The following is a 15996-nucleotide window of genomic DNA, read 5'->3' on the forward strand; positions in this document are numbered from 1 at the left end:
CTCAGAGCAGGACCTTCTCGATGCCTCCTTCACGCGCCCGGTCGATGAAGCCCTTCTGCCAGTCCTCGCCCAGCAGCCGGTTGGCCATCTCCACCACGATGTAGTCGGTGTCCAGCCCGGTGTCCTCGCGATAGCGCGACAGGCCCTGCTGGCAGGCCGGGCAGGAGGTCAGCATCTTCACGTTGCCGTTTTCCGCCTTCTCCTCGCCGGTCAACTGCTTGATGCCCTTGTGCAGCTCCTCCTGCTTGCGGAAGCGCACCTGGGTCGCGATGTCGGGGCGGCTCACCGCAAAGGTGCCCGCCTCGCCGCAGCAGCGATCGGACTGCAGGACCTCCTGGCCCAGCAGGTTGCCGGCCACCTCGGTCGGTTTGTGCGACTTCATCGGCGAATGGCAGGGATCGTGGTACATGTATTGCACGCCCTGCAGCCCTTCAAGCTTGATGCCCTTCTCCATCAGGTACTCGTGGATGTCCAGCAGCCGGCAGCCCGGGAAGATCTTCTCGAACTCGTATTTCAGCAGCTGATCCATGCAGGTCCCGCAGGAGACCACCACCGTCTTGATGTCGAGGTAGTTCAGCGTCGTCGCGATGCGATGGAACAGCACCCGGTTCTCGGTGCTGATCTGTGAACCCTTCTCGAAGTCGCCGCCGGCGTTCTGCGGGTAACCGCAGCACAGGTAGCCCGGCGGCAACACGGTCTGCGCGCCCGCATCGTAGAGCATCGCCAGGGTGGCCAGGCCGACCTGGCTGAACAGGCGTTCGGAGCCGCAGCCCGGGAAGTAGAACACCGCATCGGAGTCCATGTCCGTCTTCACCGGATCGCGCAGGATCGGCACGTAGCGCGAGTCCTCCAGCCCCAGCATCTGCCGCGTGGTCTGACTCGGCAGCCCCGCCGGCATGGGTTTCTTCACGAAATGCACGACCTGCTCGTGCACCGGCGCCTTGCCGGTGGTCGAGCGGGGCCGCTTGCCCTCGCCGGTCAGGCCGAGCTTCTTGAACGACCAGTGACCCAGACGCTGGGCCGCATAGCCCATCTGGATCGCGCCCTTGCGGATGCCCTTCACCGCGGCCGGATCCTTGGTGTTGAGGAACGCCATGGACATCATGGTGGCCGGCGACGCCTTGCGCTTGCCCTTCTTGTTGAGGATGGAGCGCATGTGCATGGTCACGTCGCCGAAGTCGATGTCGACCGGGCACGGGTTCAGGCACTTGTGGCAGATCGTGCAGTGATCGGCCACGTCGTTCATCTCCTCGAAGTGATTCAGCGACAGCCCGCGTCGGGTCTGTTCCTCGTACAGGAAGGCCTCCACGATCAGGCCGGTCGCCAGGATCTTGTTGCGCGGCGAGTACAGCAGGTTGGCGCGCGGCACGTGCGTGTTGCACTCGGGCTTGCACTTGCCGCAGCGCAGGCAGTCCTTGATCTCGTCGTTGAGATCGCCCAGCTCGCTCTGCTCAAGGATCAGCGCCTCCTGCTTCACCAGACGCAGCGACGGCGTATAGGCGTTGTTCAGGCCGGAGCCCTCCAGCAGCTTGCCGGCATTGAACACCCCGTTCGGGTCGATCTGCTTCTTGTACTTCGCGAACGAGTCGATGCGGTCGCGGTCCAGGTACTGCATCTTGGTCAGGCCGATCCCGTGCTCGCCGGAGATCACCCCGTCCAGTTCGCGCGCCAGGCGCATCACCTCGTCCACCAGGCGCTCGGCCTGGTGCATCATCGGGTAGTCGTTGGAATTGACCGGGATGTTGGTGTGCACGTTGCCGTCGCCCGCATGCATGTGCAGGGCGATGAACAGCCGGCTGGTGAGCACGCGGTCGTGGATCGCGGTCAGGCGCTTGCGCACCGACTCCATCTGGTGGCCGTTGAAGATGTCGAACAGCGGCCGTTCGACCTCCGCGCGATAGGAGATGCGCAGGCTGCGCCGCAGCAGCAGGTGGATCAGCTTGTCGTGCGGGCGCATATCCGCACGGGCCGCATCGTCCAGCAGCTCGTCGCACTCGGAGGCCAGGGTGTGGAAGTTGTCGGCGATGCGCGACCAGCGATCGCGCACCGATTCCAGTACCTCCACCGCGCGCTGGCGCTTGGTCTCGAACCACTGCTGGCCCTCGCCCTCGGCATCCTCCAGCAACTCGCGCAGCTCGGGATGGTCGCCGCACATGCATTCCAGCATCTCGTCGACCATCGCCAGCTTGTTCGTCAGCGACTCGCGGACGTTGAGGGTCTCCACCCCTTCGGTGTACTCCGCCAGGCGCTCCAGCGGGATCACCACGTCCTCGTTGATCTTGAACGCGTTGGTGTGGTGGGCGATGGCCGCGGTGCGGGCGCGATCGGCCCAGAAGCGCTTGCGCGCCTCCGGGCTGACCGCGATGAAGCCCTCGCCATTGCGGGCGTTGGCGGCGCGCACCATCTGCGCGGCCAGGCGGCCCAGCGCGTCCTCGTCATCCGACACGATGTCCGCCACCAGGACCATCTTCGGCAGGTCGCCGCGCGCACCCTTGGGGGTGTACTTCACCGCCCGCACGTAGCGTTCGTCGAGGTGCTCGAGGCCCGCCAGCAGCACGTTTTCCTCGGCATCCACCGCATCCTTGATCTCGACGATCGCCGGGACCGCCTCGTGCAGATCGGTGCCGTAGAACTCCAGGCACACGGTGCGGGCGTTGTCCGGCATGCGATGGAGGATGAACTCGGCCGAGGTGATCAGACCGTCACAGCCCTCCTTCTGGATACCCGGTACGCCCATCAGGGTCTTGTCGGTCACGTCCTTGCCCAGCCCCGTCTTGCGGAACTGTGCCCCCGGCATCTCCAGGATCTCCGGCTCGCCCTTCTGCGTCCGGCCGTCCGCCTCAAAACGGGTCACGCGGAAGCGCACGGTCTCCGCGTCGTGGATCTTGCCGAGGTTGTGATCGAGGCGCTCGATATACATCCAGTCCGCCTCGGGGGTCACCATGGTCCAGGCGGCCAGGTTGTCCAGCGCGGTACCCCACAGCACGGCCTTCTTGCCGCCGGCATTCATGGCCACGTTGCCGCCGATGGTGGAGGCGTCCTGCGAGGTCGGGTCCACCGCGAACACCAGGCCGTTGTTGTCGGCCAGCTCGGAGACGCGCTTGGTCACCACGCCCGCCTCGACGTGCACCACCGGGACTTCGCGGTCCACACCCGGCAGGCTGCGCCGCTGCACGTCACCCAGGCCTTCCAGTTTCTCGGTGTTGATGACCGCCGAGCGCTTGGACAGCGGCACGGCACTGCCGGTGTAGCCGGTACCACCGCCGCGCGGGATCACCGTCAGGCCCAGCTCAATGCAGGCCGCCACCAGCGGCCCCATCTCTTCCTCGGAGTCGGGGGTGAGCACCACAAACGGCAGTTCCACGCGCCAGTCGGTCGCATCGGTCACGTGCGAGACACGCGCCAGCCCGCCGAACTGGATATTGTCCTTGTGCGTGAGCCCGTTCATGCGCTTGCGAACCTTGTCGCGCAGCGCCAGCGTCTTGTCGAACTCCTCCGCGAACGCGGTCAGCGCCGCCTGGGCGCGCCGGGCCAGGGTCAGGGCCTTCTCGTTGCCCTCGGCACGCGCCTCGATCTGGTCGAGGCGATGCTGCATCGCATCGATCAGGGAACGGCGACGCTTGCGGTCCCCCAGCAGATCGTCCTGGATGTACGGGTTGCGCGTGACCACCCACATATCCCCCAGGACCTCGAACAGCATGCGCGCGGACACGCCGGTACGGCGTTCGCCACGCAGCTCGTTGAGCAGCTCCCAGGTATCGGACCCGAGGAAGCGGATAACGATTTCGCGGTCGGAGAAGGAAGTGTAGTTGTACGGTATTTCGCGCACGCGTTCGGCGGTCATTGAGGCGGGGCCTCCCGATCAGAGTGAAGCGCAAGGTTAACGGCCAGCCGGACCGAAAGCACGATCTCGCACTCGCGGTCCATTCTTTTGGCACCAAAGTAATTGCGCATTAATAAGGAAACCCTGATCGACGTGCACGCCCCACCGGGCCCGGAACAGCCCGGGCCCGGTCGGCTGCGGAGATAATGCGGCGTCAGAACAGTTGGGATTCCATCTCCAGAAACACCGCATTGGCGTTGGAACGGTTGGTCTGGTCGAACGCCGGCAGGTCTTCGTATTCGGACCAGTCCATGGCAGCGTAGGCCTCCTCGAAGGACATCATGTCCTCGACCGATTCCGCCATGTGCTCGCGCAGCTTCACCAGGTAGTCCCGGGTGAAGCGCACCGCGCGCCGGGCATTGGCGGTCGCGTCGCCATGCCCCGGGATCAGAAAGTTCGGCTCCATCGCCTCGACCTGCTCCAGGCGGTTCACCCAGTTGCCGGAATCCAGGGCATCATCGCCGAGGAACGGGATGCGGCCATCAAACACGATATCGCCGGCAAACACCACGCCGTCTTCCTCGACCACCATGATGACGTCATCCGGTGAATGCGCCGGACCGGCATGCAGCAGGCGGAAGGTCCTGCCGCCCAGCTCGATGGTGTACTCCTCGTCGAACAGCTCGTCCGGCGGGATCACCTGGGTGTCTTCGTCCACCCACGGATAGAGCACGCCCCGGCGCTGCTGCAGCCGGGATTCGGCGCCCGGCCCGCGCAGATAATCTTCCGCACGCCGCTGACCGATGATGCGCGCTTCCGTGTGATCGGCGAATGCCTGCAGACCGTAGATATGGTCCGCATGGTAATGACCCGCGATCACGTAGCGGATGGGTTGATCCGTGACCTCCCGGATCCGCCGGATCATCTCGAACCCCAGGGCCGGGGTCCCCAGGGCGTCGTAGACCACTACGCCTTCGTCGGTCACCACGAAACCGGCGTTGGAAGTGTGGCCCTCGTTGTCGGGGCCCGGGATGCCCGACAGACCGATCATGTACCAGGCATTGGTCCCTTCCACCTGGCGGGCGCGGGTATCGACAGTGACCTCGGGATACGGATTCTCGGGTACGGACATGGCTTCTCCTTGCTCGAAACCTGGGACTGACTATAGACCACAGACGCGTGGAGAAAGACCGACATTCCGTAAAAGAGCTGCGCGTGTGCGTTGCTCCGCTGCGCTCCGACGAACCTTCCAGGTTCTCATCCTGGCCGGTCATATCCATGAAAAAGGGCCCCGCGAGGGGGCCCTTTTCCATGGATGGCTGGGGGACCAGGATTCGAACCTGGGTTGACGGAGTCAGAGTCCGTAGTCCTACCGCTAGACGATCCCCCAATTCTGGCCGGTGCCCGAAACCTCCGGGTGCACCGGCGAAAACCGGATCAGCGCTTGGAGTACTGCGTCGCGCGACGGGCCTTGCGCAGGCCGATCTTCTTGCGCTCCACCTCGCGGGCATCCCGCGTCAGGTGACCGCCACGACGCAGCGTGCTGCGCAGGTCCTCATTATACTCAACCAGGGCGCGGGCGATACCCAGACGAATGGCACCCGCCTGACCGTTACCGCCGCCGCCGGAGACCGTGGCCACCACGTCGAAGCCGTCGAGGGCTTCGGCCGCTTCCAGCGGCTGCCGGACAACCATGCGCGAGGTCGGACGACCGAAGAACTCGTCCAGCGGACGGCCGTTGACGGTCACGTTGCCCGAGCCGGGACGCAGGAAGACACGCGCGGAAGCCGTCTTGCGGCGACCCGTACCGTAGTACTGATTCATAGCCATTGGAATCGATTTCCCTGTTTCTGGTTGGCGGCGCCGCGGATCAGATGTCCAGCGGCTGCGGCTGCTGGGCCGCATGCCGGTGCTCGGTTCCGGCATACACCTTGAGTTTCTTGAGCATCGACCGGCCGAGCGGATTGCGCGGCAGCATGCCCTTGACGGCCAGCTCGAGCACCTTCTCCGGATGACGTTCGATCATCTGGGAGAAGTTCGCCTCCTTGATGCCCCCCGGATAACCGGTATGGCGATAATACATCTTGTCGGAAGCCTTGTTGCCCGAGACCCGGATCTTGTCCGCGTTGATCACGACGATGTAGTCGCCGGTATCCACGTGCGGCGTGTAGACGGGCTTGTGCTTTCCGCGCAGCCGACGCGCGATTTCCGTGGCGAGTCGACCGAGGGTCTTGTCACTGGCATCCACAAGGAACCAGTCGCGTTCGACTTCTGCCGGCTTGGCGCTGATGGTGCTCATGTATCGATGCTCCGATGTCGGGGCGATTCAGAAAGCGCGAAAGAATACCGTGTTGTACCCCGTCATTCAAGGGTCCCACGAGCGATCGCGCAAAAAGACGAGGCCGCCCCGAAGGACGGCCCCGCCGGCGCATGCCTGTCCCTTGCGGGCTTACATGGCGCTTTCGGCCTGCTGCTGGACCTCCTGCATCAGCTCGGGGTCGTTCTGCAGGGCCATGGCGACCTCATTGTACTCTTCAACGGTCATGCCGGCATCCTCCACGGCCGCAACCATCTCATCCTGGGCCTCCTGCTGCATCTGCTGCGCCTGGGTCTCGTCCTCGGCTTCCTGCAGGCGCTGGGAGAAGTCCTCGCGGACCTCCTGCACACCGACAAAGGCTTCGACGAAGGTGTCGATGTCTTCATCGGACAGGTCGACCTCGGGGGCCTGCTGCTGCATCGGGGCGCCGCCACCTTCCGGCGGAGCACCACCCTGGGCGCCCGCGCCGCCCTGGGCGCCGCCCTGCGGCGGGGCACCGCCCTGGGCGCCACCTTCCGGCGGAGCACCGCCCTCGGCGCCGCCACCCATCTGGGCGGAGGCCACGCCGCCGAGGGCGAACATGGAAGTCAGGGCGAAAGCCATTGCGGTCTTGCGAAAGTTCATCATTGCGTTTGCTCCTTGGTCATTACGACGGTCTGTATTCACGAAAATCATGATCTGCGGTTCATCTGCGCTCTGTGCGGAACATCCGCCCGCAGTCGCGGGCGGGCCGGACTACCAGTCCCGCTCCGTGTCCTGCCGCGGTTCTTCGCCGGGCTCGGGCATCGCCTCGCCCTCGGGCCTCTCGCCCGGGGCCGGCATCTGCTGGCCGGTGGCACCGCCACGCGGATCCGTGCGCTCGGGTTCCATGCTCCCCGGCGGCGCGTCGCGCGGCTCGGGCGGCGCGCCCTGCGGCCGATCCGGCTGCCCCGGCCCGGTTTGCGGCCCGGTTTGCGGTTCGGGGGGCTGCCCGCCAGGCGGGAGCCCGCGTTCCTGTCCGGTGCCGCCGGGCGGAAGCCCTCCGCCCTGACCGCTCCCGCCGGGTGGCGGGGCATCCCGCGGTGCCGGTGCGTCCTGCCGCGGCTCGGGTGGCTGGCCCTGCCCCGGGGTTCCGGCCTCGGGCGGCATGTCGCCGGCGGGGGCACCGCCCTGGCCCGCCTGGGCCGCGGCCACCCCGGAAAAGCCGAGGGTCAGCACCGAACCGAGCGCCATGGCCGTTGCGGTTTTGCGGAAAGTCGTCATGCGACCTCCTGTGGTTTGCGGATTTCGCTACGGACAACCCATACGAAGCAAACCACGGGCCAACATTCAGAACACAAAAAAATATCTTTTCAATCAGAGACATGAAGGCCGTCCGTGCGGCCGGGAGGAGAACAGAAAGAAGATCAGAACTGTTTCTTTTCGACACATGGGTCGCAATGAAACGTGTCACCGCGTCCGCATGACACATCGTGCAAGGGAAAGGGCTCAGTTCGTATCGGACTCGCCGAGCCGCCGATAAAGCGTCTTGCGGCCGATCCCCAGCATGCGCGCCGCCCGTTGCTTGTTGCCCTCGCAGTGTTCCAGCACGCGCTGGATGTAATCGGTCTCGAGTTCGGCCAGCGAAGGCCAGTGGGCGTCCCGGGCGCCGGGAACGCCGTCACCCGGGGACGTGCCGGCGGGTGTCCCGCCGGATGCCGATGCGTGCACCCGCTCCGGCAGGTCGCGCAACTCGATCTGGTCACCGGAAGACAGGGTCGCGGCGCGCTCCATCAGACTGGAGAGTTCGCGCACGTTGCCGGGGAAGGCATAGTGGAGGAGGGCCCGCATCGCCTCGGGACTCGGACGGCGCTCCGGCAGCCCGTGAGCCAGGGCGTGCTGGCGCAGGAACTGCAGGGCCAGGCGTTCGATATCCTCGCCCCGGTCGCGCAACGGCGGGATCTCGATACGAAAGGTCTCCAGCCGATAGTAGAGGTCCTCGCGGAACTCGCCCTGCGCGATGCGCCCCGGGATGTCCTGGTGGGTCGCCGCCACGATGCGAACGTCGGTGTCCACCTCCTCGTTGCCGCCCACCGGGCGCACGCGCCCGTCCTGCAGCAACCGCAGGAGCTTGCTCTGCATCGCCACCGGCATCTCGGCGATCTCGTCGAGGAACAGGATGCCCCCGTCGGCCTCGCGGAACAAGCCGCGGCGCGCGCCCCGGGCGCCGGAGAAAGCCCCGGCGACATGCCCCAGCAGTTCCGATTCCAGCAGGCTCTCGGGAATGCCGGCGCAGTTCAGGGCAACGAAGGGACCGTCGCGGCGAGCACTCTCGGCGTGCAGCGCACGCGCCACCAGCTCCTTGCCGGTACCGGACTCGCCGGTGATGAGCACCGATCCATCGGAAGCCGCGATCCGCCGGATCAGGTCGAACAGCCGCAGCATCGCCGGGCTGTTCCCCTGCATGCCGTGAAATCCCTCGCCGGCCGCCAGCAGCTCGCGATACTGGCGCACCTCGGCCTTCAGCCGCCGGGCCTCGATCACCCGGTCGGCCGCCAGCCGCAGATGATCGAGATCCACCGGCTTGGTCAGAAAATCATCCGCCCCCGCCTTGAGCGCGGCCACGGCCTGGTCGATGGTTCCGAAGCCGGTGAGCATGATGAAACCGGGCTCCGGCACCGCCTCGCGCGTGGCTTCCAGCACGCGGAAGCCATCCTCGCCCGGCAGTCTCAGATCGCTGACCACCAGGCCGAAGGGTTGCTGGCCCAGGGCCTGCATCGCCTCTTCGGCGCTGCCCACGGCCACCACGCCATGCCCCGCCTCGCGCAGCTCCTCCACCAGCAGGTCCCGGTGACCGCGATCGTCCTCGACCACCAGCACCGACTCCGGATTGGTCATGCACCCTCCTCCGGCAACGTTCCATCCCCTCCATCCCGCGCGGCACTTCCCGTGGCATCCGCAGCCCGCGGAAACCGGATCACGAAACGGGTCTCGCCCGGGTCCGAACGATCCAGCGCGATCGACCCTCCATGATCCTCCATCGCCACCTGGGCCACCGCCAGCCCGAGACCGGTTCCCTTTCCGGTCGGCTTGGTGGTGAAAAAGGGTTCGAACAGGCGCTCCGCGGCCTCCGGATCGATACCGCCTCCGGCGGCGGGGCCGTCGTCGGCCACGGTGACTTCGACCTGCTCGCCCTCCACGCCCCAGGTGATCCGCACGTGCGACCGGGCTGCCTGCCCGCCGTTCTCGATCAGGTTTTCCAGCGCCTGGCCCAGCCGCAGCCGGTCCGCTTCCACCTGCAGGGGCGCGCCTTCCAGCCGGAACTCCACGTCCGGACAATGCCCCCGACCGCGCACGCGATCCACCAGTTCCCGGACCAGTTCGTCCAGATTCACGCTGCGGCGCTGCAGCGGATTGCGCCGGGCGAAATCCAGCAGCTGCCGCACGATGGTCTCCACCCGCTCGGTTTCTGCCCGCAGCTCCTGCATTTCCTTGCGCGCCGGGTCGTCCTCGGCCAGACGGCGGGCGGCCCGCTGGGCGCGTCCGGCGATGATCCCCAGCGGGGTTCCCAGCTCGTGCGCCACCCCGGCCGCCAGCTGGCCAATCGCCGCCAGCTTTTCCGAATGCCGCAGTTTTTCCTCCAGCGCTCGCTGCTCGGCCCGCTGCGCCTCCAGCGCGGCTTCGGACGCCTCGCGCCGTTCCAGCATCCCGTTCATGGTGGCCGCAACATGGCGCAGCTCCGCCGGCCCGGCCTCGGGCGCCCGCACGCCGCGCACCCCTTCGCCAATGTCGTGCATCACCCCGGTCAGGCGCTCGACGTGGCGCCCCACGGCCCGGTGGTACCCCACCAGCACCAGGGCCAGAAACAGCACCGTCACCGCCCCGGTCAGCACCGCGCCCTGCCAGCGCAGCTGGGAGACGTAGGCACGAAACGGAGACACATCACGGGTCACCTGGAGCAGGCCCACGATTCGTCCCGCGTGGTCCGCCAGCGGCAGGAAGAACGAAAAAACCTCGCGCCCGCGATGTTCGTCGAACGCGCCCAGGGTTCCGGTCTCGCTGATCGCCTGCGCCTCTCCCCGATGCCGCAGCGACGGGCTGGGCGGCCCGGAGGTCGCCACCAGCTCGCCGCGCGCGTCGTAGACATACACCCCGAAGACCTCGTCGATCTGGAACAGCGAATCCAGCGACTCCTGAACGGCCGCCACGTCCTGTTCAACAATCGCCGTGGACACCGGCAGACGGATCGCCCGCGCAACCAGCTCGATGTCGTCCTGCATGCGGTCTTCCATCTGCGTCTGGAATTCCTGCAGGCCCAGCGCGACCACCGCACCCACCAACAGGAGCAGCGGCAGCAGGATGAACATCACCACCACATTGCGCAGGCTGTTCAGGCGTCGCGTCATGATCGATGGGAACCGGGGGCGGGCATGCCGCCATGGTAGGCGCGGCGGCCGGACGATGCGAACGGGCAAAAAAAAGCGCGGGACAGAGCCCGCGCCAAGAAAACCACCAAAGGAGGATGGAGGAGTCCGCCGATGCTGTCAGGGGGGACAACATTCAGCGTATGCAGATCTTCTAATATTAGGATATTCCTGTCAAGCACTTCCCGCGAGCGACGAACAGAAAGCGGTCGCGCCGGACCGGTTTTTCTCCTAAGCTTGCGATCTGCACAACCGTAAGACGCATACGCCACACAACTATTCCCTCCCGACGCGTTCGCCGCGGAGCGATACCCCGATGCTTGAACACTGCACCCTTCCGGTAACCCCGCTGGAGCAGAACGCCACCCTAATCTGGTGCAACGAAACCGGCCGCGCGGCCTGGGTCGACCCCGGCGGCGAGGCCCCGACCCTGTTCGCCCGCGTGCGCGATCAGGGCCTGGAACTGGATTCCATCCTGCTGACCCACGGCCACCTGGATCATGCCGGCGGCGCGGCCGAGCTGGCACGGCTGTCCGGCGTGCCCGTCGTCGGCCCGCAGCGCGAAGACGCGTTCTGGCTCGAGCAGCTGCCGCAGCAGGCCGCGATGTTCGGATTTCCGGAGATCGCGCCGCTGACCCCGGATCGCTGGCTGGACGACGGAGAGACCCTGGAGCTGGGGAATGAACGGCTGCAGGTACTGCACTGCCCCGGGCACACCCCGGGCCACGTGGTGTTCTTCAGCCCGTCCGCGCGGATGGCGCTGGTGGGGGACGTGCTGTTCAACGGCGCGATCGGACGCAGCGATTTTCCCGGCGGTAACGGGCGCGTTCTGATCGAGTCGATCACGCAGAAACTGTGGCCACTCGGAGATGACGTCCGTTTCATCCCCGGTCACGGACCGGAATCCACCTTCGGCGAGCAGCGCCAGCGCAATCCGTTCGTCGCCGATCACGTGCTCGCCGGGTGAACCCCGGCGCGGGGCCTGCCTCAGGCCCCGGCGCGCAGCGCGGCGATGCGCTGTTCGATCGGCGGATGGCTCATGAACAGCTTCTTCAGGCCCTGCGCCATGCCGCCACGGATGCCGAAGGCGGCCATCTGATCCGGCATGTCCACCGGCCGGCCGGAGGCCCGCGCCAGCGACTCCAGCGCCCCGATCATCTTCTCGCGCCCGGCCAGTTCGGCCCCGGCCTGGTCGGCACGGAACTCGCGCTGGCGCGAGAACCAGAACACGATGATGGAGGCCAGGATCGCGAGGATGATCTCGGCCACGATGGCGGTGATCCAGAACGCCGGGCCGTGACCGGACTCGTTCTTGAACACCACGCGATCGACAAAGTGCCCGATCACGCGCGACAGGAAGATCACGAAGGTGTTCACCACGCCCTGGATCAGGGCCAGGGTCACCATGTCGCCATTGGCCACGTGGCCGACCTCGTGGCCCAGCACGGCCTCGACCTCGCCCTGCCCCATGTTCTGCATCAGCCCGGTGCTGACCGCGACCAGCGCGTTGTTCCGGCTCATGCCGGTGGCGAACGCGTTGGGGTCCGGCGAATCGTAGATCCCGACCTCCGGCATGCCGATGCCCGCCTGCTTCGCCTGGCGCTGGACGGTCTCCAGCAGCCACTGCTCGGTGGCATTCGAAGGCTTCTCGATCACCTGGACCTTCATGGTCTTCTTCGCCATCCACTTGGAGATGGCCAGGGAGATGAACGAGCCGCCAAAACCGAACACCGCGGCGAAGATCAGCAGGGCCGTCAGGTCGAGGTTGACCCCCTGCTCGTCGAGGATGCTCTCCACCCCGAGGATGCGCAGCGTGATGCTGAGCACGATCAGGATGGCGAAGTTGGTGGCCAGGAACAGCAGTATGCGTTTCATCGGATGAACTCGTTCTCCGTTGCGGGTGGAATCAGGCATTTCGGACGGTGTATAAGATAGGGGCGATACACGCGGATTCAAGTCCCGGTCACACACACCGTCGCCTGCATGACGTATCATCCCTTCGTAGACAATCCTCCGCCTAGGTTCATGCATGCGGGCACCCCCCACCCCCGAAGACGAAGACCGGCGCCTGGCCGGCGTCCGCCGTCTCCTGCTCGAGGAGACCGACGGCGAACGCCTGTTCGCGCCGCTGCTGCGTCAGGCAGCGGCACGGCTGGAGGTCCCGATCGCGGTGGTCTCGGTGATCGACCATGACCACCAGCGCCTGCTGGGCACCCACGGCGCCTGTCACCGCCGCATACCGCGCGAGGTCTCGTTTTGCGCCCATGCCATCGCCACCCCGCAGCACACCACCATCGTCGAGGACGCGACCGACGATCCGCGCTTTGCCGACAACCCGCTGGTCACCGGCGAGCCCGGCGTACGTTTCTACGCGGGGATCCCCCTGACCCTGGAAGACGGCCTCGCGGTGGGCACCCTGAGCGTGATGGATACCCGGCCGCGCCGGTTCGATGCGGACCGGATCCGCGCGCTGGAGGACTTCGCCGGGCTCGCCGGGCACATCCTCCGTACCGAGTTCCTGCGTGGAGATTATGACGCCACCCGCTCTGCACACGAGCACCAGAGCCGCAAGCTGCACGCCGTGCTCGAGACCGCGGCCGCCGGCATCATTCAGATCGACGCCGGTGGCCTCATCGAGAGCTTCAACCCCGCGGCCGAGCGCCTGTTCGGTTACTCTGCCGACGAAGTCCTGGGCCAAAACGTGTCCATGCTCATGCCGGCCCCCTGGGCGAGCCAGCACGACGACTACCTGCGCCACTACCAGGCCACCGGAGAAGCGCGCATCATCGGGATCGGCCGCGAGGTCCGCGGCCTGCATCGCGACGGGCACACCTTTCCGATGCAGCTCGCGGTCTCCTCCATCCGGATCGACGGCGAAGAACACTTCATCGGCATCGTCAACGATCTGACCGAACTGCACGAGGCGCAGGAACGCGAACTGCGCGAAAGCCGCCTGTTCAACGCGGTGCTGCGCGGCGCCCCCAATCCGATCTACGCCAGCGATGCCGACGGCCGCTACGTGGTGGCCAACCCGGCCTGCGAACCCCTGCTGGGCTTCGCGCCGGAAAAGGCCCTCGGAAGCACGGCCCACGATTTTTTCAGTGCCGACGTGGCCGACTATGCCCGCGCCCTCGACCACGAAGTCATGACCACCGGCCAGACCCGCACCCAGCCGCTGCATTTCGAGCACAACGGCCGGAGCTGGGAACTGGAACTGATCAAGACCCCGCTGGTCGGCCAGGACGGCCGTTCCGAAGGCGTCATCACCGTCGCCCACGACCTCAGCGAGATCACCCGTGCGCAGAATGCCCTGCGCGAGGCGGAACGCCGTCGCAGCCTGTCGCAGCGCTTTGCGCGCATCGGCAACTGGAGCGTGGACGCGGTCACCGGCGAGCTGGACTGGACCCCGGAGGCCGCCGCCCTGACCGAAGGCGCCGAGCATCCCGCGCTGCAGGATCCGCGCTTCCTCACCGACATCGTGCTGCCGGAGGACCGTCCCCACGTCCAGGGAGCGCTGAGCGAAAGCCTGGCCTCGGGGACTCCGCTGGACGTGGAATTCCGTATCCGCACCTCGCCACCGCGCTGGCTGCGCGCCCAGGGCGATCTGGAACGCGACGACCGTGGCCGCCCGCGACACCTGCTGGGCATCGTCCAGGACATCGACGCCTACCGCAACGCCTCCGCGCAGCAGCAGCGCCAGCAGCATCTGCTGGAGGCCATGCGCCTGGCCACCACGCAATACATGGAGACCGACTCCGCCGAGGACGTCTGGCCGTTCCTGCTGGACACCCTGCTGCAGGTGACCGACAGTCACTACGGTTTCATGGGCGAGACCGAATGGCACGACGGCCAGCCGTGCCTCAAGATCCACGCGATCACCAACCTGGCCTGGAGCGATGCCTCCGAACGGCTCTATCAGGAGCTGCTCAGCGGCGACATGCGGCTGTGCGGGGCGAACAGCCTGATCGGCCAGGTCATGCGCGACGGGCGCATGCTGATCTCCGATGACGTCATGAACGACCCGCGTGCCGGCGGCCTGCCCGAGGGCCACCCCGAGCTCGGCCCGTATCTCGGCATGCCGCTCTACCACGGCGACGAGCTGGTGGGCATGTTCGGCATCGCCAACCGCCCCGGCGGTTACGACCAGGAGCTGGCCGAGTTCCTCGCCCCGTTCTCGGCAACCTACGCGATCCTGATCCGCGCGCTGCGCGACCGCGAGGAGCGGCGCCGCGACCGCGAGGAACTCGAACGGGCGATGCACGAGGCCGAACGCGCGAGCCAGGCCAAGTCGCAGTTCCTGTCCAACATGTCGCACGAGTTGCGTACGCCGCTGAACTCGATCCTCGGCTTCGCCCAGCTGCTGGCGGAGAGCCCGCGCGAACCCCTGAGCCAGCGCCAGGCCCGCCAGGCCGCCCACATCCGCCAGAGCGGCACCCACCTGCTCAACCTGATCACCGATGTCCTCGACCTCTCGCGCATCGAGACCGGGCGCCTGACCCTGTCGCTGGAGCCCGTCGGTATCGATGCGATCCTGTACGAGGCGCTCGAGATGGTACGCCCGCAGGCCAGCGAACGCGGGGTCAGCCTGCATCACCCGACCCCGGACCACGACTGGCCACCGGTGCATGCCGACGCCACCCGGGTGCGCCAGATCCTGATCAACCTGCTGACCAATGCCATCAAGTACAACCGCGACAACGGCCGCGTGGAGGTCGTGGTGGAACCCGAGGCCTCCGTCCCGGAACACGCCGAAGGCACCGCCCCCGGGTACCTCGCGGTCGAGGTCCGCGACACCGGCCCCGGCATCCCGGAGGAACAGCGCCACCGCCTGTTCCAGCCGTTCGAACGTCTGGGTCAGGAAGGCGGAGGCATCGAGGGCACCGGTATCGGCCTGGTCATCGCGCGCGAACTGGCCACGCGCATGGGCGGCGACCTCGACTTCACCAGCACGGTGGGCGAAGGGTCCTGCTTCCGCATCGTGCTGCCGCGCAGCGAACAGACCGGAACGCCTGCGGACGTCGCGGGCCCGGCTTCCCCGGATGCCCCGGACGGACCCTCCGTTGGCGCGGATGACGGGCGACCGACCCACTGCTGGCGGGTGCTGTACATCGAGGACAACCCGGTCAACGTGGAACTGATGCGCGAGCTGATCGGCCATCGCGGGAATACCGAACTGAGCGTGGCCGGCAGCGCGGAACAGGGCCTGATCACCGCGCGCGAGTGGCAACCGGATCTGGTCATCCTGGATATCAATCTGCCCGGGATGAGCGGTACCGCGGCGGCACGGGTGCTGAAAGCCTGGCCGGATACCCGCCATATCCCGCGGATCGCCCTGACCGCCGATGCCTCCCGCGAGCGCATCGACGAAGGGAACCAGAACCCCGATTTCGAGGACTATCTGACCAAACCACTGGATATCCCCGCTTTCCTGCAAACCCTCGACCGGCTCCTGCAGCCGGCCGACTGACGTCCGA

Annotated in this window: 11 protein-coding genes and 1 tRNA gene; 2 read left to right on the top strand and 10 right to left on the bottom strand. The window is 66.8% G+C overall.

The window, feature by feature from the left end; translation table 11 throughout:
• Window position 1 precedes the first annotated feature (1 nt).
• From F573_RS0101995 to F573_RS0102035, 9 genes are all read right to left on the bottom strand, one after another.
• A complete protein-coding gene (locus F573_RS0101995; protein ID WP_019021266.1) occupies window positions 2–3844 on the bottom strand; it encodes a DUF3683 domain-containing protein in 3843 nt (1280 codons plus the stop codon).
• A 193-nt stretch (window positions 3845–4037) separates the two neighbouring features.
• Window positions 4038–4955 (bottom strand): MBL fold metallo-hydrolase, encoded by a 918-nt coding sequence (locus F573_RS0102000; RefSeq protein WP_019021267.1) that lies wholly within the window; start codon window positions 4953–4955, stop codon window positions 4038–4040.
• Between the two features lie 184 nt (window positions 4956–5139).
• A tRNA-Gln gene (locus F573_RS0102005) sits at window positions 5140–5213 on the bottom strand.
• Window positions 5214–5260: 47 nt separating this feature from the next.
• Entirely contained in the window at window positions 5261–5653 is a 393-nt protein-coding gene (gene rpsI, locus F573_RS0102010) for a 30S ribosomal protein S9 (RefSeq protein WP_024328551.1), read from the bottom strand.
• Between the two features lie 40 nt (window positions 5654–5693).
• Window positions 5694–6122 carry a 50S ribosomal protein L13 gene (gene rplM, locus F573_RS0102015; RefSeq protein WP_018946445.1) on the bottom strand — a complete coding sequence of 143 codons (429 nt, stop codon included), beginning with the start codon at window positions 6120–6122 and terminating at the stop codon, window positions 5694–5696.
• A 150-nt stretch (window positions 6123–6272) separates the two neighbouring features.
• The gene (locus F573_RS0102020; protein WP_026300759.1) at window positions 6273–6764 is read right to left on the bottom strand and encodes a DUF4168 domain-containing protein; all 492 of its coding nucleotides are present in this window, start codon (window positions 6762–6764) and stop codon (window positions 6273–6275) included.
• Between the two features lie 111 nt (window positions 6765–6875).
• Window positions 6876–7382: a hypothetical protein gene (locus F573_RS0102025; RefSeq protein ID WP_026300760.1), complete on the bottom strand. Its 507-nt coding sequence runs from the start codon at window positions 7380–7382 to the stop codon at window positions 6876–6878.
• A gap of 225 nt (window positions 7383–7607) precedes the next feature.
• A complete protein-coding gene (locus F573_RS0102030; RefSeq protein WP_019021269.1) occupies window positions 7608–8996 on the bottom strand; it encodes a sigma-54 dependent transcriptional regulator in 1389 nt (462 codons plus the stop codon).
• Window positions 8993–10504 carry an ATP-binding protein gene (locus tag F573_RS0102035; RefSeq protein ID WP_019021270.1) on the bottom strand — a complete coding sequence of 504 codons (1512 nt, stop codon included), beginning with the start codon at window positions 10502–10504 and terminating at the stop codon, window positions 8993–8995. The genes F573_RS0102030 and F573_RS0102035 overlap by 4 nt, the downstream gene beginning before the upstream one ends.
• Before the next feature lie 334 nt (window positions 10505–10838).
• On the opposite strand from F573_RS0102035, the gene F573_RS0102040 reads away from it, so the two are divergent.
• Complete coding sequence (locus tag F573_RS0102040) at window positions 10839–11489, top strand: MBL fold metallo-hydrolase (protein WP_019021271.1); 651 nt, start codon at window positions 10839–10841, stop codon at window positions 11487–11489.
• Between the two features lie 20 nt (window positions 11490–11509).
• Here the strand turns inward: F573_RS0102040 and htpX are convergent, their stop codons facing one another.
• The gene (gene htpX / locus F573_RS0102045; protein ID WP_019021272.1) at window positions 11510–12397 is read right to left on the bottom strand and encodes a protease HtpX; all 888 of its coding nucleotides are present in this window, start codon (window positions 12395–12397) and stop codon (window positions 11510–11512) included.
• A 154-nt stretch (window positions 12398–12551) separates the two neighbouring features.
• Here htpX and F573_RS0102050 point away from each other — a divergent pair, with 154 nt between their 5' ends.
• On the top strand, window positions 12552–15989 hold the full coding sequence (locus tag F573_RS0102050) for a PAS domain S-box protein (protein ID WP_019021273.1): 3438 nt from the start codon (window positions 12552–12554) through the stop codon (window positions 15987–15989).
• Window positions 15990–15996 lie beyond the last annotated feature (7 nt).

Source organism: Thioalkalivibrio sp. ALE23 (assembly GCF_000378545.1).
GTDB lineage: Bacteria > Pseudomonadota > Gammaproteobacteria > Ectothiorhodospirales > Ectothiorhodospiraceae > Thioalkalivibrio.

Bases quoted from the DNA above. Each gene is read 5' to 3' on its own strand.
- F573_RS0101995 (WP_019021266.1), bottom strand. From the start codon at position 3,844: ATGACCGCCGAACGCGTGCGCGAAATACCGTACAACTACACTTCCTTC.
- F573_RS0102000 (WP_019021267.1), bottom strand. From the start codon at position 4,955: ATGTCCGTACCCGAGAATCCGTATCCCGAGGTCACTGTCGATACCCGC.
- rpsI (WP_024328551.1), bottom strand. From the start codon at position 5,653: ATGGCTATGAATCAGTACTACGGTACGGGTCGCCGCAAGACGGCTTCC.
- rplM (WP_018946445.1), bottom strand. From the start codon at position 6,122: ATGAGCACCATCAGCGCCAAGCCGGCAGAAGTCGAACGCGACTGGTTC.
- F573_RS0102020 (WP_026300759.1), bottom strand. From the start codon at position 6,764: ATGAACTTTCGCAAGACCGCAATGGCTTTCGCCCTGACTTCCATGTTC.
- F573_RS0102025 (WP_026300760.1), bottom strand. From the start codon at position 7,382: ATGACGACTTTCCGCAAAACCGCAACGGCCATGGCGCTCGGTTCGGTG.
- F573_RS0102030 (WP_019021269.1), bottom strand. From the start codon at position 8,996: ATGACCAATCCGGAGTCGGTGCTGGTGGTCGAGGACGATCGCGGTCAC.
- F573_RS0102035 (WP_019021270.1), bottom strand. From the start codon at position 10,504: ATGACGCGACGCCTGAACAGCCTGCGCAATGTGGTGGTGATGTTCATC.
- F573_RS0102040 (WP_019021271.1), top strand. From the start codon at position 10,839: ATGCTTGAACACTGCACCCTTCCGGTAACCCCGCTGGAGCAGAACGCC.
- htpX (WP_019021272.1), bottom strand. From the start codon at position 12,397: ATGAAACGCATACTGCTGTTCCTGGCCACCAACTTCGCCATCCTGATC.
- F573_RS0102050 (WP_019021273.1), top strand. From the start codon at position 12,552: ATGCGGGCACCCCCCACCCCCGAAGACGAAGACCGGCGCCTGGCCGGC.